The 21,680-nt window shown below is 68.8% G+C and carries 28 protein-coding genes; 16 read left to right on the top strand and 12 right to left on the bottom strand.

Translation table 11 applies throughout. From position 1 onward, the window contains the following. Positions 1 to 3: 3 nt before the first annotated feature. The 3 genes from M2317_RS16060 to M2317_RS16070 form a co-directional block, all read right to left on the bottom strand. A complete protein-coding gene (locus tag M2317_RS16060; protein WP_429461859.1) occupies positions 4 to 987 on the bottom strand; it encodes a D-alanine--D-alanine ligase family protein in 984 nt (327 codons plus the stop codon). After that, positions 984 to 2,060 (bottom strand): alanine racemase, encoded by a 1,077-nt coding sequence (alr, locus tag M2317_RS16065; RefSeq protein WP_429461861.1) that lies wholly within the window; start codon positions 2,058 to 2,060, stop codon positions 984 to 986. The genes M2317_RS16060 and alr overlap by 4 nt, the downstream gene beginning before the upstream one ends. A 269-nt stretch (positions 2,061 to 2,329) precedes the next feature. After that, on the bottom strand, positions 2,330 to 2,959 hold the full coding sequence (locus M2317_RS16070; protein WP_429461863.1) for a M15 family metallopeptidase: 630 nt from the start codon (positions 2,957 to 2,959) through the stop codon (positions 2,330 to 2,332). An 87-nt stretch (positions 2,960 to 3,046) separates the two neighbouring features. On the opposite strand from M2317_RS16070, the gene M2317_RS16075 reads away from it, so the two are divergent. Together M2317_RS16075 and M2317_RS16080 are read left to right on the top strand one after the other, a co-directional pair. Further along, positions 3,047 to 3,718: a response regulator transcription factor gene (locus M2317_RS16075; protein ID WP_429461865.1), complete on the top strand. Its 672-nt coding sequence runs from the start codon at positions 3,047 to 3,049 to the stop codon at positions 3,716 to 3,718. Positions 3,719 to 3,728: 10 nt separating this feature from the next. Beyond that, complete coding sequence (locus tag M2317_RS16080) at positions 3,729 to 4,781, top strand: sensor histidine kinase (protein WP_429461867.1); 1,053 nt, start codon at positions 3,729 to 3,731, stop codon at positions 4,779 to 4,781. Positions 4,782 to 4,983: 202 nt separating this feature from the next. On the opposite strand, the gene M2317_RS16085 is transcribed toward M2317_RS16080, so the two are convergent. After that, positions 4,984 to 5,637 carry an FMN-dependent NADH-azoreductase gene (locus M2317_RS16085; RefSeq protein ID WP_429461869.1) on the bottom strand — a complete coding sequence of 218 codons (654 nt, stop codon included), beginning with the start codon at positions 5,635 to 5,637 and terminating at the stop codon, positions 4,984 to 4,986. Positions 5,638 to 5,718: 81 nt separating this feature from the next. On the opposite strand from M2317_RS16085, the gene M2317_RS16090 reads away from it, so the two are divergent. Beyond that, positions 5,719 to 6,057 carry a winged helix-turn-helix transcriptional regulator gene (locus M2317_RS16090; RefSeq protein ID WP_429461871.1) on the top strand — a complete coding sequence of 113 codons (339 nt, stop codon included), beginning with the start codon at positions 5,719 to 5,721 and terminating at the stop codon, positions 6,055 to 6,057. A 158-nt stretch (positions 6,058 to 6,215) separates the two neighbouring features. Here the strand turns inward: M2317_RS16090 and M2317_RS16095 are convergent, their stop codons facing one another. Continuing rightward, on the bottom strand, positions 6,216 to 7,724 hold the full coding sequence (locus M2317_RS16095) for an SDR family NAD(P)-dependent oxidoreductase (protein ID WP_429461873.1): 1,509 nt from the start codon (positions 7,722 to 7,724) through the stop codon (positions 6,216 to 6,218). A gap of 80 nt (positions 7,725 to 7,804) precedes the next feature. On the opposite strand from M2317_RS16095, the gene M2317_RS16100 reads away from it, so the two are divergent. From M2317_RS16100 to M2317_RS16130, 7 genes are all read left to right on the top strand, one after another. Next, positions 7,805 to 8,878, top strand: a complete 1,074-nt coding sequence (locus tag M2317_RS16100) for a M4 family metallopeptidase (RefSeq protein WP_429461874.1) — start codon at positions 7,805 to 7,807, stop codon at positions 8,876 to 8,878. Positions 8,879 to 8,882: 4 nt separating this feature from the next. Further along, the gene (locus tag M2317_RS16105; RefSeq protein WP_429461876.1) at positions 8,883 to 9,182 is read left to right on the top strand and encodes a protealysin inhibitor emfourin; all 300 of its coding nucleotides are present in this window, start codon (positions 8,883 to 8,885) and stop codon (positions 9,180 to 9,182) included. Positions 9,183 to 9,263: 81 nt separating this feature from the next. After that, positions 9,264 to 10,166: a VOC family protein gene (locus tag M2317_RS16110; RefSeq protein WP_429461878.1), complete on the top strand. Its 903-nt coding sequence runs from the start codon at positions 9,264 to 9,266 to the stop codon at positions 10,164 to 10,166. A gap of 27 nt (positions 10,167 to 10,193) precedes the next feature. Beyond that, positions 10,194 to 10,409, top strand: a complete 216-nt coding sequence (locus M2317_RS16115; RefSeq protein WP_429461880.1) for a hypothetical protein — start codon at positions 10,194 to 10,196, stop codon at positions 10,407 to 10,409. A gap of 32 nt (positions 10,410 to 10,441) precedes the next feature. After that, positions 10,442 to 11,020 (top strand): sugar O-acetyltransferase, encoded by a 579-nt coding sequence (locus tag M2317_RS16120; RefSeq protein ID WP_429461881.1) that lies wholly within the window; start codon positions 10,442 to 10,444, stop codon positions 11,018 to 11,020. Next, entirely contained in the window at positions 11,020 to 11,565 is a 546-nt protein-coding gene (locus M2317_RS16125) for a TetR/AcrR family transcriptional regulator (protein WP_429461883.1), read from the top strand. The genes M2317_RS16120 and M2317_RS16125 overlap by 1 nt, the downstream gene beginning before the upstream one ends. A gap of 69 nt (positions 11,566 to 11,634) precedes the next feature. Beyond that, the gene (locus M2317_RS16130; protein WP_429461885.1) at positions 11,635 to 12,135 is read left to right on the top strand and encodes a hypothetical protein; all 501 of its coding nucleotides are present in this window, start codon (positions 11,635 to 11,637) and stop codon (positions 12,133 to 12,135) included. A gap of 47 nt (positions 12,136 to 12,182) precedes the next feature. On the opposite strand, the gene M2317_RS16135 is transcribed toward M2317_RS16130, so the two are convergent. Then, positions 12,183 to 13,367 (bottom strand): FAD-dependent oxidoreductase, encoded by a 1,185-nt coding sequence (locus M2317_RS16135; protein ID WP_429461887.1) that lies wholly within the window; start codon positions 13,365 to 13,367, stop codon positions 12,183 to 12,185. 37 nt (positions 13,368 to 13,404) lie between these two features. Here M2317_RS16135 and M2317_RS16140 point away from each other — a divergent pair, with 37 nt between their 5' ends. The 4 genes from M2317_RS16140 to M2317_RS16155 are packed head-to-tail and all read left to right on the top strand — an operon-like array spanning position 13,405 to position 15,754. Further along, positions 13,405 to 13,962 carry a TetR family transcriptional regulator gene (locus M2317_RS16140; RefSeq protein WP_429461889.1) on the top strand — a complete coding sequence of 186 codons (558 nt, stop codon included), beginning with the start codon at positions 13,405 to 13,407 and terminating at the stop codon, positions 13,960 to 13,962. Positions 13,963 to 14,012: 50 nt separating this feature from the next. Beyond that, positions 14,013 to 14,504: a hypothetical protein gene (locus tag M2317_RS16145; RefSeq protein ID WP_429461891.1), complete on the top strand. Its 492-nt coding sequence runs from the start codon at positions 14,013 to 14,015 to the stop codon at positions 14,502 to 14,504. A gap of 53 nt (positions 14,505 to 14,557) precedes the next feature. Then, complete coding sequence (locus M2317_RS16150) at positions 14,558 to 14,884, top strand: hypothetical protein (protein ID WP_429461893.1); 327 nt, start codon at positions 14,558 to 14,560, stop codon at positions 14,882 to 14,884. Between the two features lie 45 nt (positions 14,885 to 14,929). Then, the gene (locus M2317_RS16155; protein WP_429461895.1) at positions 14,930 to 15,754 is read left to right on the top strand and encodes a ribonuclease H family protein; all 825 of its coding nucleotides are present in this window, start codon (positions 14,930 to 14,932) and stop codon (positions 15,752 to 15,754) included. Positions 15,755 to 15,782: 28 nt separating this feature from the next. Here M2317_RS16155 and M2317_RS16160 read toward each other — a convergent pair whose 3' ends face one another. Beyond that, positions 15,783 to 16,826, bottom strand: a complete 1,044-nt coding sequence (locus tag M2317_RS16160) for a mechanosensitive ion channel family protein (RefSeq protein ID WP_429461897.1) — start codon at positions 16,824 to 16,826, stop codon at positions 15,783 to 15,785. A 75-nt stretch (positions 16,827 to 16,901) separates the two neighbouring features. Here M2317_RS16160 and M2317_RS16165 point away from each other — a divergent pair, with 75 nt between their 5' ends. Beyond that, complete coding sequence (locus tag M2317_RS16165; RefSeq protein ID WP_429461899.1) at positions 16,902 to 17,291, top strand: DoxX family protein; 390 nt, start codon at positions 16,902 to 16,904, stop codon at positions 17,289 to 17,291. Between the two features lie 132 nt (positions 17,292 to 17,423). Here M2317_RS16165 and M2317_RS16170 read toward each other — a convergent pair whose 3' ends face one another. The 5 genes from M2317_RS16170 to M2317_RS16190 all read right to left on the bottom strand — a co-directional run bounded on the left by M2317_RS16170 (position 17,424) and on the right by M2317_RS16190 (position 20,777). Continuing rightward, entirely contained in the window at positions 17,424 to 18,401 is a 978-nt protein-coding gene (locus tag M2317_RS16170) for an SRPBCC family protein (protein WP_429461901.1), read from the bottom strand. Between the two features lie 2 nt (positions 18,402 to 18,403). Next, complete coding sequence (locus M2317_RS16175; protein ID WP_429461902.1) at positions 18,404 to 18,760, bottom strand: ArsR/SmtB family transcription factor; 357 nt, start codon at positions 18,758 to 18,760, stop codon at positions 18,404 to 18,406. Positions 18,761 to 19,042: 282 nt separating this feature from the next. After that, the gene (locus M2317_RS16180; protein WP_429461904.1) at positions 19,043 to 19,390 is read right to left on the bottom strand and encodes an ArsR/SmtB family transcription factor; all 348 of its coding nucleotides are present in this window, start codon (positions 19,388 to 19,390) and stop codon (positions 19,043 to 19,045) included. Positions 19,391 to 19,418: 28 nt separating this feature from the next. Further along, positions 19,419 to 20,264 (bottom strand): alpha/beta fold hydrolase, encoded by an 846-nt coding sequence (locus M2317_RS16185; protein WP_429461906.1) that lies wholly within the window; start codon positions 20,262 to 20,264, stop codon positions 19,419 to 19,421. A gap of 33 nt (positions 20,265 to 20,297) precedes the next feature. Further along, on the bottom strand, positions 20,298 to 20,777 hold the full coding sequence (locus M2317_RS16190; protein ID WP_429461908.1) for a hypothetical protein: 480 nt from the start codon (positions 20,775 to 20,777) through the stop codon (positions 20,298 to 20,300). Between the two features lie 204 nt (positions 20,778 to 20,981). Here M2317_RS16190 and M2317_RS16195 point away from each other — a divergent pair, with 204 nt between their 5' ends. Further along, positions 20,982 to 21,653 (top strand): DUF998 domain-containing protein, encoded by a 672-nt coding sequence (locus M2317_RS16195; protein WP_429461910.1) that lies wholly within the window; start codon positions 20,982 to 20,984, stop codon positions 21,651 to 21,653. Positions 21,654 to 21,680: the final 27 nt, after the last annotated feature.

A 21,680-nucleotide genomic window follows, 5' to 3' on the forward strand; every position in this document is an offset into this window, starting at 1 on the left:
CGTTCAGACGGCGGAGCCCACGGCGCGCACCGTCGGAACCCGCGCGCCGGCCACGAGGCGCCCCACCAGGTCCTCGTAGCCGACGCCCGCCGCGGCGAACATCCGCGGCACTTGGGATGCCGCTGTCATCCCAGGCATCGTGTTCACCTCGTTGAGCACCGGGCCGTCTGCGGTGAAGAAGAAGTCGATCCGCGCGACCCCGGAGCAGCCGAGCGCGTCGAACATCGCCAGCGCCGCCTGCACCAGAGCCGCGTGCTCAGCGGCATCCAGAACAGCCGGCACCGTGAACTGCGCGGAGCCGTCGTACTTGGTCTCGGTGTCGAAGAGGCCGCTCGTCCGGATCTCGAGCGGCGGCGCGGCCCAGCGCGTGCCGTCGGCCTCGCGGAGCACGGCGACGTCGATCTCGCGACCATGAACGACCTCCTCGATGAGGATCCGGCGGTCGAACTCGGCGGCGGTGTGCAGCGCGTGACGCAGCTCACCGGCATCCGAGACCGACGACACTCCGAAACTCGACCCGGCCGACACCGGCTTCACCACCACCGGCCCGTCGTACTCCTCGTCGCCGATGTCGGATGCCGAGATCAGCCGCCCCCGCGCCACCCGGATGCCGATCGCCTCGGCGACCAGCTTCGTCGCCCACTTGTCCATGCCGATCGCGCCGGCCCCCAGCCCCGACCCCACCACGGGTGTGTGAGCGAGCGCGCACAACGCGGCCAGCGCACCATCCTCTCCGAGACTTCCATGCACGGCGGGGAATACGGCATCCGCCCGACCGATGAGCGCGACCGCAGCGGCCAGTGAATCGGCCACCCCGAGCCCGAGCGGGCCGGACTCGACGCACCAGATGCCGTCGCGTCCGATCGTCAGCGCGTCCACCGCCCATCCGCGTGCGCGCAGTGCCTGCGCGACTCCGGCCGCCGACGCGATCGACACGTCGTGCTCCGCGTTCTCTCCTCCGCCGATGACGACGACGTGCTGATTCATCCGATGCTCCTTCTCACACGCGGCCCGATGCCGGTGACGATGGTGTGCGGGATCGTTCCCGCCCAGCGGGCCCACTCCTGAATCGTGGGTGCAGCCGTGCCGGCGGGGCCGAACACGGTCGCGGTGGCACCGCGCTCGATCGGGACGCGACCGGTGTCGACGACGATCTGATCCATCGACACGCGTCCGACGATCGGATGCCGCTCCCCGCCGATCGCGACGCAGGCGCCGGATGCCAGCTCGCGCGGGATGCCGTCGGCATACCCCACCCCGACGACGCTGAGATGCGTGTCGACGCTCATGACCATGTCGTGTCCATAGCCGACGGCGGTTCCGGCGGGCACGCGCGCGGAGTGCACGACCGGGGCGGTGAACGTTCCGGCTCCGGTCAGTTGGGTCGTGTCTGACGGATCGATCCCGACCAGCCCAGCGCCGATCCGGACGAGATCGAAATTCGTCGCGGGGTCGGTGAGCGCCCCCGCGGTGGCCCCGAGATGCACATTGAGCGGGCCGAATCCCGCGCGCAGCACGGCATCTCGCGCGTGCCGCATGCGCAGCACCGCAGGCGCGTTGATCGCAGGATCCGCACGGTCGGCGAGCGGCAGATGCCCCATGACCCCGACCACATCGATGTGTCCGCGACCCTCTCGCGCCACTCGGAGCAGCTCCGGCCATTCGGCCAGAGGGCTGCCTCCGCGCGCCATCCCGGTGTCCATCTGCAGATGCACTCGGACCGGCCGGTCGGCGTCGGCGATCAGCTGACGCAGCTCGTCGACCGATCCGACGGCCACGTCGACCCGCAGCTCGGCGGCGAGTGCGGCATCCGCTCCGACGGGGTTCAGCCAGGCGAGAATCGGCGCGTCCAGCCCGGCATCCCGCAGCGCGACGGCGTCGGCGACGTCCGTGATGCCGAGCCAGCCGGCGCCGGCGTCGACAGCGGCCTCGGCCACCGCGACGGCACCATGACCGTAGCCGTCGGCCTTGACGACGGCCATGATCGTGGACGCGGTCGCAGCCCGCACCGCGGAGATGTTCGCGGCGACGGCTGACCGGTCCAGGCGCAGCGTGGGCATGCGGGGCCGGGACCCGGTCGCCGACGTTGTGATCGTGGGTACGGATGCACGACTCGGGAACGGATGCGGATCGGTCGTGCAACCGTTCCCCGGTCGTGCATCTGACCCAGCCGATCGAGACTTCCCGTCCGCGAGGGCACTGGTACGGCCGGGGGATGGATGCACGGCAGCACGTCCAGGAACGGCTGTCGTGCCGCCCCCTTGCAGAGCGACTGCGTCGTTCTGCGGAACGGCACCCCCTGGGACGGACCTGCCGTGCTCGACGAGGCTCATGACTGCATCCTCGGGTCGTCGGTCGGATCGCCGTACATAGACGGGCAGCCGTTCGCCTCGGCATCCGCTCGCAGCTCGTAGTGCCAGCGCTCGTTCGCGTAGATCTGACACAGGCCGAAGCGGTCGCCGTGCTGCGTGAGCCAGTCCAACGCGGCGTCGGGACCCAGATCGACGGCGTCTCCGGTGACGTGAGCGGACGTGTCCGGTGTCGCCACCCAGCGTGCGGCCTCGTCCTCCGATCCGTACTCGGCGGTCGCGTTGTCGAGCAGCCACTGCTGGTACCGCGGCGTCCGCCACCCGCTGTTCACGCGGAACTCGACGCCGTCGCGCTCTGCGCGTTCGGCCGCGGCTCGCAGCGCCGCGAGAAGATCGGGATTCAGATTGGCCACGGCCGGCACTGTGTCGTCGAAGACGGTCGGCCGTTCGTTCTCCGGGATGAGTCCATCGGCCGCAGCGGGCTGGAACGCCGCCGTGTCGATCGACGCGCCGCGAGGGGCCGTCACGGAACCGTTCGCCGCCGGAATCGCCTGCAGCACCACGACCGTCGCGACCGAGGCGACGGCGAGGGCGGCGAGGAGGGCGACTGCGCGCCGACGGACGCGGCGCGGTGCAGAAGGATCGTTCATGCTCACCAGTGAACGCACTCCCGTGTTGCGAGGGCGTATGCGGTTTCTCATATGCTCCCGATATGCGCGTCTGCGTAGGATGCAGAAATGCGCGTGCTGATCGTCGAGGACGAGCCCTACCTCGCGGAAGCCGTCCGAGACGGCCTCCGCCTCGAAGCGATCGCTGCGGACATCGCCGGCGACGGCGACACCGCGCTCGAGCTGCTGAGCATCAACGCCTACGACATCGCGGTGCTCGACCGCGACATCCCCGGCCCGTCGGGCGACGAGGTGGCACGGTGGATCGTCTCGTCGGGCAGCGGCATCCCGATCCTCATGCTGACGGCGGCGGACCGTCTCGACGACAAGGCATCCGGGTTCGAGCTCGGCGCCGATGACTACCTGACCAAGCCGTTCGAGCTGCGTGAGCTCATCCTGCGGCTGCGGGCTCTGGACCGCCGACGTGCACATGTGCGACCGCCCGTGCTCGAGATCGCGGGGTTGCGGCTCGATCCGTTCCGGCGCGAGGTGTTCCGCGACGAGAAGTACGTATCGTTGACCCGGAAGCAGTTCGCGGTCCTCGAGGTGCTCGTCGGCGCCGGCGGCGGGGTCGTGAGCGCCGAGGAGCTGCTCGAGCGCGCGTGGGACGAGAACGCCGATCCGTTCACGAATGCCGTCCGCATCACGGTCTCGTCCCTGCGCAAGCGGCTGGGCGAACCGCAACTCATCGTCACGGTTCCGGGTGTCGGGTATCGGATCGGAACGGATGCCGATGCGTAGGCCGCGGGGCATGAGCGCCCGCCTCAAACTCACCCTCAGTTACGCGGCCGTCGTCGTGACGTCCGGCGTGCTGCTGCTGGCGGCGGTCTATGTATTCCTGTTGCGGTATGTACCCGACGCGGTCGACTTCTTCCCCAATCGCGGCGATCTCACCCGCGCTTTCATCCCGTCGGCCGTCTTCGTGATGCTGGTCCTGCTCGCGATCGGCCTGGGCGGAGGATGGTGGCTCGCCGGTCGGATGCTCGCACCACTGGATCGGATCGGCGCCGTCGCCCGTGCGGTCGCGCAGGGCTCGCTGTCGCAGCGCGTCGGGATGGAGGGACCGGGCGACGAGTTCCGCGACCTCGCCGATGTGTTCGACTCCATGCTCGACCGACTCGAGGCCGACGTCGCCGAGCAGCAGCGCTTCGCCGCGAACGCTTCCCACGAACTGCGGACGCCGCTGGCGATCTCGCAGACGATGCTCGAGGTGGCCCGCACCGATCCCGACCGAGACGTCGACGGGCTGATCGATCGGCTGCGGCAGGTCAACACGCGCGCGATCGAGCTGACAGAGGCGCTGCTGGTGCTCAGCCGAGCCGAACGGCGCGCGTTCGCGCGGGAGAGCGTCGAGGTATCACTGCTCTCCGAGGAGGCCGTCGAGACGCTCGCCCCACTGGCCGACCGGCACGGGGTCACGATCGACGTCGGCGGGGATGCCGGGACCGTGATCGGCTCCCCGGCATTGCTGCAGCAGCTGGTGACGAATCTCGTCCACAACGCGATCGTGCACAACGTTCCGGCCGGTGGGATCGTGGCGGCGCGCACGCATGCGCGGCCCGGCGCGATGGCGCTCGTGATCGAGAACACCGGGCCACTGCTGTCGCCGATGATGATCGAGACGCTCACCGAGCCGTTCCAGCGCGGCGCCGAGCGCGCGCGGACCGACGATCACGTGGGAGTCGGACTCGGGCTGGCCATCGCCCGCCGGATCGCCGAGGCGCACGACGGCGAGCTCGTGCTGTCGCCGCGCGAGGGCGGCGGGCTCGTCGTGACGGTCTGGCTGCCGCAGGCGGTCATCTGACCCCGGGGTCACCGCGGCCTGGTCAGCGGGTGCCACCCTCGCCGGTCTGAGGTGCTCGCATCGCCGGACGGCGGGGCCGGGCGCCACCGATTCGGGGGCCGACACGCCACTTGTCGGACGCGTTCGCCCCGAATGTCCGACATCTGGCGTGTCGGCCCCCGCTCTGGCGCGTGACAGTCGCCTCACGCACCACGGCCGCAGGTCAGGCGGCGGTGCCGCGCTTGGCCGCGATCTCGCGACCGTACGTGCGAGCGGACTCCTCCGCGGCCTGCTTCAGCTCCTGAGCGGCGTCGGCGAAAGCATCCATCGCCGGGTTCACGCCCACCAGGGTGAACGGGCGCTGCACGACGCGCAGATCGAGGCCCCACACATCCGCGAGGACGCGGCGCAGCCAGCCGGTGGAGTGGTCCCAGCCCTCCTTGGGGGTCCCTGGCGCGTAGTTTCCGCCGAGAACGGTGACGAGCGTGGCCGGCTTGCCGTTCAGTGCCGTGCCGGTCGGGTCGATGCGCGGGTCGGTGTAGGCCAGGTCGAACCAGGTCTTGAAGTGCTGGGAGACGCCGTAGTTGTACAGCGGGACCGCGAACAGCAGCGCGTCGGCGCCGATGAGCTCGTCGGCGAACGTCGTCGCCAAGTCACGGGCGGCGTTCTGAGCATCCGTCCGGTCTGCGGGCTCGACGAATCCACCCGTCACGGCATCGGCCCACGCGGTCGAGGGCACCGGATCGAGGGTCAGATCGCGACGCGTGACGGTCGAATCCGGGTGCGCGGCGGTCCACTCGGCCTCCACGAGGTCGGCGAGCGAGCGGCTTGCGGAGCTCGCGGGCAGGATGCTGGCATCCAGACGGAACAGCGACATGAGGGGCAGTCCTTTCTCTTTTCGTAGTCACTTTGTTTTTCTTAGCGACTGCGGACAGACTAGCACCGTTAGACTGAGGGCATGGCCGAGACCGAGGTGAGCGTCCAGATCTGCGACGCCGCAGTCACCCTCGCCTTCAGCGTGCTCGGCAAGCGCTGGAACGGCATGATCGTCGCCACGCTCGGCGGCGGAGCGGCGTCGTTCGCCGCACTGCGCCGCGCCGTCGACGGCATCAGCGACACCGTGCTGTCCGACCGGCTGTCCGAGCTCGCGCACGCAGGACTCGTCGTGCGCACGGTCGATGCCGGCCCTCCCGTCTCGGTGTCCTACGAGCTCAGTGAGAGCGGTCGCGGGTTGCTGCCGATCCTCGATCAGCTCGGCCGATGGGCATCGGCGAATCTGGGCGCACAGGCGCACTGACCGCGTCGCTCAAGGCGAGCGGCAGTCCGACGTGCGTGCGGGCCAACGGACGAGCGACTCCGGCCCGGGGGCCGACACGCCACTTGTCGGACCGTTCGCGCGGGAACGTCCGACATCTGGCGTGTCGACCCCCAGCGTGGTGAGCGCCACGCCGGACCTCACCAGGGGTTCGGCTTGTAGTCCTTGAGGAAGACGCCGTACAGATCGTTGCCCGCCTCGCCCTGCACGATCGGGTCGTACACGCGCGCGGCGCCGTCGACGAGGTCGAGCGGAGCGTGGAAGCCCTCTTCGGCGAGACGCACCTTCGTGTAGTGCGGGCGCTCGTCCGTGATCCAGCCGGTGTCCACGGCGGTCATGAGGATGCGGTCGGTCTCGAACATCTCCCCCGCACTCGTGCGCGTGAGCATGTTCAACGCCGCCTTTGCCATGTTCGTGTGCGGATGCCCCGGCCCCTTGTACCGGCGTGAGAACTGTCCCTCCATGGCGGAGACGTTGACGATGTACTTCTTGTCGAATTCGGATGCCGTCATCGACGCCCTGAGCCTGCTGATGAGCAGGAACGGCGCGGTCGTGTTCGCCAGCTGCACCTCGAGCATCTCGAGCGGGTCGACCTGATCGACCGACTGCACCCAGCTGTTGCTTCGGTTGACGTCGGGGACGAGTCCGCCGGCGTCGATCGCGGTGCCGTCCGCGTGCTTCTCGAGCGACGATGATCCGGGAGCCATGGCGAGGTTCGCGAGCTCTTCGGCGGTGAGCGCCCGACCGCCCCGCTCGGCGACGGTTCCGGCGAGGGCGGCGACCGAGAGCAGCGGGTGCGCGTCGACCGACGCCTGCAGCGCCTGAGGGTGCGGGTCGGCGGTGTGCCCGAAGGTCTCCATCTCGGGCAGCGGCCCGTCGGGGAGCGGCTGCAGCTCGGCATCCGCCAGCAGCGAGTACGCGCCCGGCGAGCGACGCACCGTCTGTGCCGCGTTGTTGATGAGGATGTCCAGCGGCCCCTGGGCCGCGACCGAGTCGGCCAGGCCGATCACCTGGGCGGGGTCGCGCAGATCGATGCCGACGATGCGCAGTCGGTGGATCCACTCGCTCGAGTCCGGCAGAGAGGTGAACCGGCGGACCGCGTCGCGCGGGAACCGCGTCGTGATCGTCAGGTGCGCGCCGTCGCGCAGCAGCCGCAACGCGATGTACATGCCGATCTTGGCACGTCCTCCGGTGAGCAGAGCACGGCGTCCGGTCAGGTCGGTGCGCGCGTCGCGACGCGCGTGACTGAACCGAGCGCAATCGGGGCAGAGCTGGTGATAGAACGCGTCGACGACCGTGTACGGCTGCTTGCAGATGTAGCAGTTGCGCGGTTTGAGCAGCGTCCCGGCGGTCGGCGCCTCGGAGGATGCCGCGAGCGGAATGCCTCGTGTCTCGTCGTCGATCCGGTCGGGGGCACCGGTGGCGGTGTTGGCGACGACCGCCTTGTCCGCGTCGGCGATGGCGTCGCGGATCTCCTTCCGACGCACCCGCTTGGCCGCCTTGAACATCGCGGCCGTCGCACGGCGGACCGTGATGAAGTCGGGGTGCTCCTGGTCGATCTCGTGCAGCGCACTCAGCACGCGCAGAGTCGTCTCGAGGTCCGCGGGGTCGATGCCGGAATCCAGCACGGGGTCAGGGGCATCGGTCATTGGGCCGATTTTACGCGAGCGACCTGGGGAACCACCGCGCGTGATGGGCGACGTCGGCGGCCCGGCGTAGTGTCGTGGACATGAGCAGCAGCCACGACGGATCCCCCGGAATCATCCCCTCCTACCTGCTTGCGCGCTTGGCCGAATCGGGGCGGTTCCCCCACGCTGCGGATGCCGCGCGGCAGACGCTCCTCGCCGGGCGCCCCGCCTTCCGCGGGCGCATCGATCTGTCGATCGATGCCGACGGCTCGCTCGTCGCCGAGCTCTCGGACGCTCCCAACCGCACGATCAGCGACGCGCAGAACACCGAGACGCTGCCCGGTGCGATCGTGCGCGCCGAGGACGACGCCCCGGTCGAGGATGCCGCGGTGAACGAGGCCTTCGACGGCCTCGGCGCGACGTTCGAGCTGCTCCTCGCCGGTTTCGCCCGCAACTCGCTGGACGATGCCGGCGCCCCGCTCGATGCCACGGTGCATTACGGCGTCGATTACGACAACGCCTTCTGGGACGGCGAGCGCATGGTGTTCGGCGACGGCGACGGCGAGGTGTTCCGCGGTTTCACGGGTGCGCTGTCCGTGATCGGGCACGAGCTGGCCCACGGAGTCATCCAGCACACGGCCGACCTCGCCTATCAGGGGCAATCCGGCGCACTCAACGAGTCGATCGCCGACGTCTTCGGGGCCCTCACCGAGCAGTACGCCTCCGGGCAGACTGCGGATCAGGCATCCTGGCTGGTCGGCGCCGGCATCTTCACCGACGAGGTCCAGGGCGACGCGTTGCGCAACATGCTCGAGCCGGGCACGGCGTATGACGACGACGAGCTCGGCAAGGATCCGCAGCCGGCGCACATGCGCGATTTCGTGACCACGACCGAGGACAACGGCGGAGTGCACATCAACTCGGGCATCCCCAATCGCGCATTCGCGCTGACCGCGAAGGCTCTCGGCGGTCACGCCTGGGAGCGGGCCGGCCAGGTCTGGTACCGCGCGCTGACCAGCGGGCTGTCCAGCACGGCGGACTTCCGGACGTTCGCAGATGCCACTGCGGATGCCGCGACCGAGTTGTACGGTGAGGAATCGGAGGTGACGACCGCGGTCCGCACGGCGTGGAGGACGGTCGGCGTATACGAGGATGAGCGCTCAGCACCACGGTGACCAGGTGACCATCGTCGTCGTGCGCTCCGGCGGATTCGCCGGCCTTCGGCGCGAGTGGCGGGTGGATGCCGGGGACGACGATGCCGACCGATGGCGCGTGCTCGTCGAGGCGTGCCCGTGGGACGACGATTCTGCGGCGTCGGAGCCGACTCCGGCACCGGGCCCTCCGCCACGCGCAGCAGACCGCTATGTCTGGATCATCCGAGCCCTGACTCCCGAGCAGCGCCTCGAAACCGAGCTCCCGGAGCCGGCACTGACCGGGCCATGGCGTGAACTCGTCGATGCCGTCCGATCTGTGAGCTGAGCAGCAGACGCCCTTGCACACGCGATGTCCGAGGCCCACTGTTGAATCAGTGCCAACACCCCATGCATCCAGGAGGTCGCGATGTCGCAGAAGATCGTCCCCAATCTCTGGTTCACCCGCAACGCCGACGAGGCGGGCGGCTTCTACAGTGAGGTGCTGCCGAAGACGAGCTCGACGGTGAGCGCGCGGTATCCCGACGAGGTGCCCGACTGGCAGTCCGAGTTCGCCGGCGAGACCCTCGTGGTCGACCTGGATGTCGACGGCTACCGGATCGCCCTCATCAACGCGGACGAAGGGTTCCGTCCGAATCCCTCGATCTCGTTCATGCTGAACTTCGACCCGCTGGCCTTCGACGACGACGCGGATGCGGCGCGACGCGCTCTCGATGAGACCTGGGAGGGACTGTCGAGCCAGGGCCGGGTCCTGATGGAACTCGGCGAGTATCCGTTCAGCCGCCGCTACGGCTGGGTCGAAGATCGCTTCGGCGTCAGCTGGCAGCTCATCCTGACCGACCCGGAGGGCGAGCCGCGGCCGTTCGTCATCCCGCAGCTGATGTTCGCGGGTCCCGTGCAGGGCAAGGCGCAGGAGGCTGCGGAGTACTACGTCTCGCTGTTCGACGACGCACGCCTCGGCTTCATCGCCGAGTACCCGGCACCGACCGGGCCCGCCGCCGCAGGAGATGTCATGTTCGGCGAGTTCCACCTCGCCGGGCAGCCGTTCGCGATGATGGACTCCGCAGTCGAACAGGACGTCACGTTCGGCTACGGCGTCTCGCTCGAGGTGCGCTGCGCCGATCAGGCCGAGATCGACCGGCTGTGGGAGGCCCTCAGCGCGGTGCCCGAGGCCGAGCAGTGCGGCTGGCTCGCCGACCGCTACGGCGTCAGCTGGCAGATCGTGCCCGCGAACATGGGCGAGCTCATGGAGCGGCCGGGCGCCTACGACACGATGATGCGGCAGAAGAAGATCGTCATCGCGGACTACTGATCCGTCGATCGAGCGGACAATAGTCGCATGGGAATGTTCTCGCAGCGCCCCGAAGAGAAGAGCACGTGGGCGGCCCTGCCCGGCGAACCGCTGGAGTCGGATGTCGCAGACGCGCTCCCCTCCGCCTACATCGATCCGCTGAGCATCGGCCTCGGCGCGTCCGTCGAATCGATCGTCTTCCCTGTCGCACCGCCATCGCCCGAGGCATCCGATCACAGCGACGGCGAGCCTCCGACGCCCTGATCCGCCGTCGTCTCATGTGTACACTCGTACGCATGCAGGACTACTTCCGTGGAGACCCCCGGACCAACCACGAACGGATGCTGGCCGGAGACCTCTACATCGCCGACGATCCGGAGATCGAGAAGCGGTCGGCTCGAGCAGCACGATTGGCGGATCTGTACCACCGTCAGGTGATCTCGGGAGACCCGGCCGCCCGCGGCTGGCTCGAGGACCTCATCGGCGAGCTCGCTCCGGATGCGGTGATCCGCCCTCCGCTGTTCGTCGACTACGGCGAGCACATCTCGATCGGCGCGCGCACGTTCATCAACTTCAACCTGACCGCACTCGACGTGGCCAAGATCGTGATCGGGGCCGACTGCCAGATCGGACCGAACGTCCAATTGCTGACGCCGACGCATCCGGTCGACCCGCAGCCCCGACGCGACAAGCTGGAAGCAGCGCAGCCGATCACGATCGGCGACAACGTCTGGCTCGGCGGCGGGGTCATCGTGTGCCCCGGCGTCACGATCGGCGACAACAGCGTGATCGGCGCCGGAGGGGTCGTCACAAAGGACATCCCGGCGGACGTCGTCGCCGTCGGCAACCCGGCCAGGGTCATCCGGAGCATCTGATGGCGACGAACCCGCGTTACGACCCTGCCCGTCGCGACCGCATCATCGACGCGTGCCTCGACGTCATCGCCGAACGCGGTGTCGCCGGCACGACGCATCGCCGCGTGGCCGAAGCGGCCGGGGTCCCGCTGGGGTCCATGACCTATCACTTCGATGGCATGGACGAACTGCTGCGCGCAGCGTTCACGCGCTTCTCGCACGAGATCGCCGACGGCTTCGAGGCCAGACTCGGGCAGGACATGACCCGCGAAGAGGCGAAGGATGCCGTCGTCGACCTCATCCAGCAGGATGTCTTCGCCGGGCATCGCGAGCTCGTCCTGTCGCACGAGCTGTACACGCTCGCGGCGCGCGACCAGCGTTATCGAGAACTGACCAGTGCGCGGATGACGCGCAGCCGGGTCGCGCTCGAGCACCACTTCGACGCGATGACCGCACAACTGCTCGACGCGCTGATCGAGGGCCTCAGCATCCACAGCGCGCTGGACGTGACTCCGACCGATCGGGCCCTCATCCGCGAGGCGGTCGATCGCGTCGTCGGGCCGTGACGCGCAGGGCGTGCCGGCGGCGGCACCGATCCGTGGTCTGATGTTCCTGTGACGCGCGACTCGACCCGAATGCTTCTGCTCCTCCTCCCGGCGCTGGCCGTCACCGTGACGGGATGCGGTGCCCTCGGCATCCCGGAGTCCCTGGACGACGAAGCGCTGGTTCAGATCTCGGATCGCATCTCCGAGGCGCAGGAAGGACTGGACGCGAGCGTCCGCGCCGATGCCAAGCCCTGCGAGGGCCTGTGCCAACGGATCTTCATCGACCTCGTGCCGCGCACGCCGGACTACACCGCTGTCGACATCGCACTGGCGATCCATGAGGCGGACACTGCTCTCGAGGAGCGGTCGATCTCGGCGTTCGAGTACTGCTTCCACTCGAACAGCTGGGACCTCGCAGACGCCCAGTACCTCGATTCGCTTCTCCTCGAGATCCCGGCCCTCGGATACGCCGACGCGTTCCGCGATGAGGAGGAGAGCCGGCCGCTCTACGACTGCCGTTCGTTCGCCGCGATCGACGGCCGCGACCTCCTGGAGTCGTTCCTCGCAGAGCAGGGCGCACCGGGATTCTGATCCGCACCGGCCTCCGCCCGCAGCGACGGCGAACCGTCGCGCGACTGTCAGTCGAGGCGCTCCGGCCGGGCCCCCAGCCCGACGAACCGGCCGGCGATGCGCGCGAGAGCGGGATGGTCACGCAGGAACCGCAGCGGCACCGGCATCGCCGTGCCGGCATCCGGCGTCGACAGCAGAGGCCGCTGCAGCAGGCGCTGCACCCGCTGGGTGACCCGAACCGGCCAGACGCGACGGCGCTGCACCCGACGCAGTTCCCGCGCACTCGGCGCCCGTTCCCGCAGCACCGGAGCAAGGATGCGCGCGGTCGCCACCGCATCCTGGATCGCAAGGTTGATGCCGACGCCACCGGCGGGCGACATCGCGTGCGCGGCGTCGCCGATGCAGAGCAGCCCGTCGGCGTACCAGCGGCGCAGCCGTTCGAGGCGCACACGCAGCAGGTGCACGTCATCGCGTGCGACCCTCGCAACCGGGCCGGTCATGCGCGGTGAGATCCGGGCGATGCGCTGTCTCATGAGAGCCAGATCCTCCTCCGACCCTGTCCACGTCCCCGCGGGGATCACGTGCGCGATCTGGAAGAAGTCTCCCCGGTCGATCGTGATGATCATGCCTGCACCGGCCTGGATGAACGGATAGGCGTCATCCGGCGCCTTCGCCAACCGGAACCACAGGACGTCCATGGCCGCGGCGACGCCGACAGGGATCAACCCGGCTGCCGATCTGAGATCCGAATCACGACCGGACGCATCGACGACCAATCGCGCCCGGACATCGGTGGTCCCGTCCGGCCCCTCGCCGGAGATGCCGATGATGCGATCACCGTCGTGGATCACTCCGGTCACGCGCGTCGAGCGCAGCAGCCGGAAGTTCGTGTAAGCCTCCGCCGCATCGGCCAGCAGATCGAGGAAGTCCCACTGGGGCATGAAGGTCATGACCTTGCGTCGAGTGGGCAGCCGAGTGAAGTCAGCCAGCGTCAGCTCCTCGCCGTGCCAGCTGAGCCGCACCCGGGGCATGTCGGCATGAGGCCGTGCCAGGAACGCGTCGAGGAGCCCGAGCTCGGCCAGCACGTCCTGCGTCGAAGGATGGATCGTGTCCCCTCGGAAGTCACGGAGGAAGTCCGCGTGCTTCTCCACGACCACCACGTCGATGCCTGCGCGAGCCAGCAGCAGCCCGAGCATGAGTCCGGCGGGTCCGCCGCCGGCGATCACGCAGTCCGTGTCGATTCGGATGTCCATGCCCCCAGCTTCCTGCGGCCGGTGCGAACATACGAGCATGGTCAATAAACGCCCTGGCCGTCCGCGCGGCGTCGCATCCGCGCACGACCGCCTGCTGTACGCCGCCCAGGCTCACTTCGAGCGCGGAGATCTCGCGAACGTCTCATCCCGTGACCTCGCGGCGGAGGTCGGGGTGAGCCACACCCTGGTCAATTACCATTTCGGCTCTCGCGACGGTCTGATCGCAGCGGCGGTCGCGTTGCGCGCCGCCCCGCATGACGTCATCGCACTCAGTCGCGACAGCCGAGGACACATGGATCTCGCACGGCTCGCCCACGGGATCCTGGCGGTATGGGAGCATCCGGAGCACGGCGCGCATCTCGCGCATTTCGCACGCCGACTGGCGAGCGGCGATGCGAGCGCCGCCACGATCGGGTCGTACCTGCAGAACTCGGTGTACGAGCCGTTGTCCGATGAGTTCGGTCGCGAACACGCCCACCGCATAGCGACCGCCATCGTGGGGTTTCTCTTCGGCCGCTATGTCCTCGCCCTTCCGATGTTCACCGCACTCTCCCGCGCGGATGCCGGCCAGCTCCTGCTCTCGATGCTCCGGTGACGCGACCGGAAATCATCGGCGCTGCGTATCGCAGCAGGCAGAATGGCCCCATGAGCGACGCCGATCCCGACGCCCACCTGCTCGGACCAGGACTCCTGCCGACCCCGTTCACGGCGGACGAGATCCGCCGTGCGACCGGCGGCGGCAAGACCATCCGCATCCAGGTCGAGAACCCGGACGGAACGCGGACGATCCGCGTGAACAGGTTCCGCGAGACCGATGCCGACGGCGCCACCCTCGATCGTTGGACGGCGGGCGCGACCGGGATCGTCGACGGCGAGATCGCCAGCAGTCGCGTCGCATGGACCGACCTGCAGCGGCACGCGGCGTTCCCGTCCGACGGCACCGTGCTCTCGACGGAAGCACTCGACCTGCCGATCGGCCGGGTCGACTGCCTGCGCTACGACGTGCGCGAGGCGCCGGATGCCGAGCCCTCCACGTTCTGGTTCTCGGTCGCTCACCCCGGGATGCCGGTGCGCTACGAGACGGCGCTCGATCACGGCATCCAGCGCACCACCGTCGTCGCGATCGAGTGGGGCTGAGCGGATACGCTGGTGCCGATCGCGACCGATCGGATCGAGACCGAGGGGGACTCATGCCCACAGCCGACGCGGCCAATAGCCTTCTGCAGCACGCCAAGGATGCCCGCGCACGCGGCGACCTGCTGCTGCACCTGCAACTGGATGTGAGTCTGCTCACCGGCGAATCGTCGTCGTGGGGGTCGGCCGGCAACATGATGTCGACGGATGACACCGTCGGCTACTTCCTCGGCGAGGTCGAGAAGATCGGCTGGCGTCTCGAGCACACCGGGTACACGTTCGTGGAGAGCGGGGCGACGACGTCCGCGCGCATCTTCGGCACCGGCGAGGGTGTCGTCAATCACGGCGCCGTGGCCGGTTACTACACGTTCCGCCGCGCCTGATCCGGCGCGCCCGAGTCGCACCCCGCGCGCGGCTACGCTCGAAGGATGACGATCACCGCCGCCGCAGACGGCTCCGCCCTGGGCAACCCCGGTCCCAACGGCTGGGCCTGGTACATCGACGACGCGAACTGGGCGGCCGGCGGGTCTCCGCACGGCACCAACAACCAGGGGGAGCTGCAGGCTGTGCTCGAACTGCTGCGCGCCACGGCCGGCACGGACGAGAAGCTCGTCATCGAATGCGACAGCAAGTACGTCATCGATTCGATCACCAAGTGGATGCCGGGATGGAAGCGCCGAGGATGGCGCAAGTCGGACGGCGGCCCCGTGCTCAACCGCGACCTCATGGAGGCGCTGGATGAGGCGATGCGCGGGCGGGACGTGTCGTTCTCGTGGGTCAAGGGGCACGCCGGGCACGCCCTGAACGAAGCGGCCGACGAACGCGCGAACGCGGCGGCGAAGGCGTATCAGGCCAAGGTCGAGCCGCGCCGTGGGCCCGGCTTCACCCGAGCCTCGGATGCCGGGGCCGCCGTCGCGGGCTCGGCGGCGGTCGCCGCCGGGGCGACGCGAGCGGCATCCGCTCCGGCTGACGGCGAACCCGGCACGCCGGCCGACTCGCCGCGCCGCTCCACCACGGCCGCAACCGCCACGGCCTCCGCGGCTGCGGCCTCTGCCCCGTCGCCTGCTGCAGCGGCATCCCTCGCGGCCCCGCTGTGGGCCGAGGCGTCCGACCTGCTTGCGGGGCTCGATGCCCCCGCCGCAGAGGCGATCGACCTGCACCTCTCGCTCACGCCGGATGAGCACGCACGGCTGCGCGACAGAGCCGATGCGCAGGGCGTATCCCTGGAGGAGGCGCTGCGCCGTCTGATCTGACGGCGCAGCCGGGCGTCGGAGGCTGTCGTCACTCGGTCGTCGACGCATCGACCAGCACGCGCGTGCGCGGCAGCGCCTCCGGGTGATCCTGCTGCAGCCACGTCATCATGCTCTCGCGCACGTGGCAGCGCAGATCCCACTGGTCGGAGGAATCCTTCGCCGACATCACGAACCGCACGGTGACATTCCCGCCCACGGAATCGGTCACGACCGCGCTGGCGGAGCGACCGTCCCACGCGGGGGACGCCTCGACGACCTCGAGGAACTTCTCACGCACGGCATCCATCGGAACGCGCCAGTCGAGCTCCATGTAGACCGTGCCGAGGATCTTGTCGGAGCGCCGTGTCCACGTCTCGATCGGATGAGTGGTGAAGTAGCTGCACGGCACGACGAGCCGGCGCTCGTCCCAGATGTAGACGACGACGTAGGACAGATTGATCTCGCCGATGCGCCCCCATTCGCCCTCGACGACGACCACGTCGTCGACACGGATCGCGTCGGTGAAGGCGATCTGGATGCCCGCGATGAGGTTCCCGAAGATCGACTGGGCAGCGAGGCCGGCGATGATGCTGACGATTCCGGCGGATGCGAGCAGGCTGGTGCCGACCACGCGCAGCTCGGGGAAGCTGAACAGGGCGGTCCCGACGGCGGTGACGCCGATCAGCACCAGCACCAGGCGATGGATCACGATGACCTGAGTGCGGCGTCGGCGCATGTCGGCACCGACGAGCGTGGCGTCGTTGCGGAGCAGCAGCCGCTCGAACCCGAACGAGACGAGAGCCGCGATCAGCCAGGCGCCGAAGAGGATCGTGAGGACGAGGAAGAGCCTCGAGACCGCCGGCCACCAACGCTCTTCCAGCGGTTGCGAGATCGCACAGGCGGTCCAGAGCGCGACGACGCTGCACACCGCGGTCCACGCGCGGCGGATGCGGCGATCCAGGTCGGCGACCCAGGGCACTTTGCGGCTCACGATCGCCGCGATGAGACGCGTCAGCACCACGGCGATGACGGCGGCGAGCAGAGCGATGGCAATGGCGACGGCTGTTCCGGTCCAGGAGGTCCAATCGATCATCGGTCCACCGTACGTCGCTCCGGATGCCGGATGCGAGCCGGGCGCAACGGTCCGTCCGACGCGTACACTCGCACCATGTCGTCTCCCGCGCGGACCATCGGCCGCCTCTTCCTCGGATCCGCGCTGGCGTTCGCGGGCGTCTCGCATCTCACGTTCGCCCGTCGCGAGTTCCGCGCACAAGTGCCCGAGTCGCTGCCGCTGGATCCGGACACGACGGTCGTCGCATCCGGTGCGGTCGAGATCGCGCTGGGTGCGGCGCTGCTGTTCGCCCGTCGGCGTCGCAGGCTCGTCGGCACGGTCGCGGCGCTGTTCTTCGTCGCCGTGTTCCCCGGCAACGTGTCGCAGTGGATGCATCACCGCGACGGCTTCGGTCTCGACACCGACATGAAGCGGTTCGTGCGGCTGTTCTTCCAGCCGGCCCTCGTCGTGCTCGCGCTCTGGTCGACACGGGAGCCGCGCGGCTGAGCTCATTGCGGCCCAGCCGCCCAGCCGCGCAACCGGCGCTCAAGGAGGGCGTCCTGCGCGACGACGACCATCCCGGACGCCGAGACCGGCCGCCCCGCGTAACGGGACGACCGGCCTCTGAACCCCTCCGGGTCAGACGGCGAGCAGTGTGCTCTCCAGCCGTGCGTAGGACGCCTCCATGCCGTCGGCCATGCCGGTGGCGAGGATCATGTCGCGGGTGTCCTTGTCCGGATACTCGATGAACACCGTGATGAGCGTGGCGCCGTCTTCCTCGTAGAGGTTGAGGTCGTTGAGCGTCTCGGTCGGCATCCCCTGCATGCGCTCGGTCGTGACCGAACGACGCGGCGGGTCGAACACGAGCACTTCGCCTTCGAAACCGAAGGGCTCGCCCTCGGTGTCGCCGACCGGGGCCCAGGAGTTGCGGTACGAGGCGCCCGGCTCCGTGCCGACGACGCACTCCGTCATCTCCCAGCCGTCGGGTCCCAGCATCCACTTCCGGATCAGTTCCGGATCATGGTGCGCACGCCAGACGAGCTCGCGCGGCCCGTTCACGAGGCGCGTGATGCGGACGTGCGTGTCGTCGAGGAGCTCGACCCGCGTACCCTTGCCCTGCGCGTACTCGCGGAGGTCCTGCAGGACGACATCCAACTGGCTCATCGCGAGCTTCAGGCCTTCGACCATGCCCATTCCGACGAGCTGCTCGAGCGCTTCCACCGAGGGGAAGTGGCTCGTGGTCACCATCCGGGTGCCGTCGTCGGTCGATGCGAACTCGAACGTCATCCGCGTCGCCGGGGGCTCGTCGACCGGCGCGCCGTTCTCGTCGGCGAAGCTGTCGAGCACCTCGAAGCGGTGCGGCTCCTCGATCGCGAGGAACTCCCACAGACCGCCCGGGGTCTCACCGTGCGGGCCGTTCATCCGGTAGTGCGCGCGACCGCCGACGGCGTGGTCCCAGGCGGTGAAGGTCGCCGGCCATCCTGGGGGACCCCAGAAGCGCTCGAGCTGGCGAGGGTCGCTGTAGGCGTCCCAGAGACGCTCGACCGGGGCTGCGAAGTCCGCGATCACGGTCATGGTCAGGTTGTCTGCGTCGGTGATGACGTCGGTGACGGGCATGGTCATTCTCCTTCGTTGTCTGGTGCCGGCTCGGCCAGCAGGTCGTCGAGGCGGGCGACGCGCGCCCGCCACAGTGCTTCGTATCGAGCGAGGAGCGCCCTGGCGCGGGCGATCATCGCTGGGTCGGCGCGGACGAGCCGCTCGCGTCCCTCGGCGCGCTTGATGATGAGGTGCGCAGCTTCCAGCACCGCGACGTGCTTCTGGACAGCCGCGAACGACATGTCGTACTCGGCGGCCAGTGTCGAGACGGACTGCTCCTGCTCGATCGTCCTGCGCAGGATGTCACGCCGAGTCGACGTCGCCAGTGCGTGGAACACACGGTCGATCTCCGCTTCGCTCAGTTCTGTTTGTGCAACCATTTGGTTGTACGTTATGGCAGAGCGGATGCCGTGTCAAGAGGTTCGTCCTCGCTTGTGTACGTCTAAACACTGTCCAGAGGGCAGGGTCGAGGCCCGCAGGCGTCATCGAGTTGCTATTAGTCCTGTCTCACGGAGTGTCGGAGTCTCACGAAGCTGCCGAAGTGCATCACGGGAGTGTCGGATCTCACGAAGCGCGTCGGATGAGGCGCGTTCGGTCAGGAGCGGTGGCCAAGTCGTCTCTCAGCCGAAAACGATCGTTTTCGGTGGAGCGCATCGCGCTGCTCAATCGCCCGGCGTCATGGGGCCGCAGCAGGGGCCGCGGTGCGGCTTGCTGTACTCCTCCCTCTGGCCGTGGAAAGTGCGAAGCAGCCGAGACGCACGCCGGATCATCTCCGGATCTGCGCGCACGAGCCGCTCCCGCCCGCGCGCGCACTTGACGATGAGTCCCGCACGCTTGAGCACCGCGACGTGCTTCTGCACGGCCGCGAAACCCATGTCATAGTGACGCGCGAGCTCGGTCACGGACTGACCCTCGACGAGCGTGCGGGCGAGGATGTCGCGCCGAGTGCCGTCGCCCAGGGCTCGGAAGACCCGGTCTGCCTCGCTGCGACTGAGTTCTCCGGGAATCACGAATGGCGGGATTCCGCGGCCGTCGGGATCACGGGAGGACCTCGCCGAGAAAGGGCACGATCGAAGGCATCAGCGCGGCCGGTTTCATCATCGGCGTCGCGTGATGTGCGCCCTCGATCGTCGCGTGTCGGGCTCCGATCAACGTCGACAGCTCTCGCCTCCCGCTATCCATGAACGGCGCACTCTTGCTTCCGAGGAGCACGAGAGAGGGCGCCCGGAGCCCGCTCCACCGGTCACGGGTGAGAGGCGTTCCGTCCTGCAGCCCTGCGCAGAGGCGCGTGTCATAGACGGCCGTCTGGGCCATCGCGACCATGGTCCGCCACGGGCCGATCATGAGTCGCATGGCGTGGATCATGAAGGAGGGTGCACCGAGGGCGACACGGTGGAACTCGCGAACCGCGTCCGACCCCCGCCCCTCGTCGACCAGCTGCTGAAGTTGGTCGGCGAGGTCGCGGGGGACGGGTGCGCGTCGATCGTCCACGATCACCGGGGGCTCGAAGGCGATGACGCCCGCGACCTTCTCGGGAAGAGCTGCCGCGGCGTCCACCGCGAGGATTGCGCCGGATGACGCTCCGAAGAGAGCAGCCCTGCCTCCGTGCGCATCGATGAGCGCCTCGATATCGGAGATCTCGCGAGCGATGCGCCAGGCGCCGGCGTCCCCGCTGTTGCCGCGTCCCCGACGGTCATAGTTCACGACCGTGTGGCTGGCGGCGAGCAGGGCCGCGAGGCGACGGTTGTCGCGGAGGTCCGACAGCGCCTGCGCGACGAGGATGACGACCGGCCCGGCTCCGTGGCGTTCATACGAGATCTCCGTGCCATCCGCGGACATGACCTGGTGCAGGGAGGGCTTGGGAGAAGGGTTCTTCTTCGGCATGGTGATTCCGCGCTCTTCGAGAAGTGGGTGGTGTCAGCGGCGGGTCATCGTGGACGAGTATCCGCCGTCACCGGGGTAGACCCAGGCGCCGTCGAGGACACGATCGTCGTCGCTGAAGGTGCCGGTGAAGGAGGCCGGGCTTCCCTTGGCTCCGGCCCAGATGGTGAGCGTGTCTCCCTCCAGCTCGTAGACGTAGTCGAGTGTGTTGCCCATTGAGTCGTAGAACCGGGAAACGATGTCCGTGCCGGTGGGCTCACCGAACGGTCGGAGCTGACCGATGACCTCGATGCCGGTGATGGCCTGACCGAACTGCTCCAGCTCGACGTGCTGGAGCAGGAAGAACCGTCCACCCGTCCACTCGTACCGCACGACTCCCTCGGCACCGCCCGTCACCGTCCATTCCCCGACGAGCCTGTCGAGCGCCGTGACGGCGCTGCTGGGCGTGGGCTGCTCACCGAGGCCGTAGCCGTCGATCTGCTCGGCAGTGACGTTCTCCAACGTGTTCTCGTTCATGAGGTGTCCTTTCACGTGCAGCCCGGCGGGCCGCTCTTGCAGATACCTCGGAGCCGAACGCTGCGGATTGACATCTGCGCGCGAATCCGTCGGAAGCGATCCGCCGGGCGCCCCCTCACCCGTCGCGACCGCACGATGTCAAGATTCTTCGCGCGGCTCCGAGGTATCAGTGCAGAAACACTCGACCCAGAAGAGGAGCTCACAGTGACAACGAACTCAGCACCACGCCTCGCGCACAGGGAGATCAGCGCACTCCCTCGTTCGACCCGCCCCTTGCTGCTCGCGGGCGCATTCGCGGGACCGCTGTTCTATCTGTCCGCACTCGTGCAGATGCTCACGCGCCCCGGATTCGACATCCGCGTCCACCCCCTCAGCCAACTCTCCACGGGAGAGTTCGGCTGGATCCAGATCCTCACCTTCGTCCTGGTCGGACTGGGACTGATCTGCCTGGCGGTCGGTCACCGGCGGGTCGTGACCGACGGGCTCGGCCGCGCCGCCATCCCGGTCCTCATCATCATCAGCGGGGCAGGCTTCATCGCCGCCGGCCTCTTCCCGCAGGACCCCGCGAACGGTTTTCCGCTCGGCGGGGCCGACGGCCCCGCGGTCGAACCCACCTGGCACGCGCTCATCCACATGGGAGCAGCGATCATCGGCTTCACCGGGCTGGCCGTGGCGGCCATCATCGCGCTCATCCGTGCCACCCGCGAGCGGCGTGCGGCCGCAGCAATCGGGAGCGGCATCGTCGCGATCGCCCTCCTCGCTCCCGTCGCCCCCAACATCGCCAGCATTCAGGTGGCGATCACGGGGCTCTTCGCCTTCGGATGGTGCACCGCGACGGCCATCTCCCTGCTGAAGTCACCGCGCGTGTCTCGCTAGCCTGGACACTCGCCCACTCAAGGAGAT

Source organism: Microbacterium sp. ZKA21 (assembly GCF_050434165.1).
Taxonomy (GTDB): Bacteria; Actinomycetota; Actinomycetes; order Actinomycetales; family Microbacteriaceae; genus Microbacterium.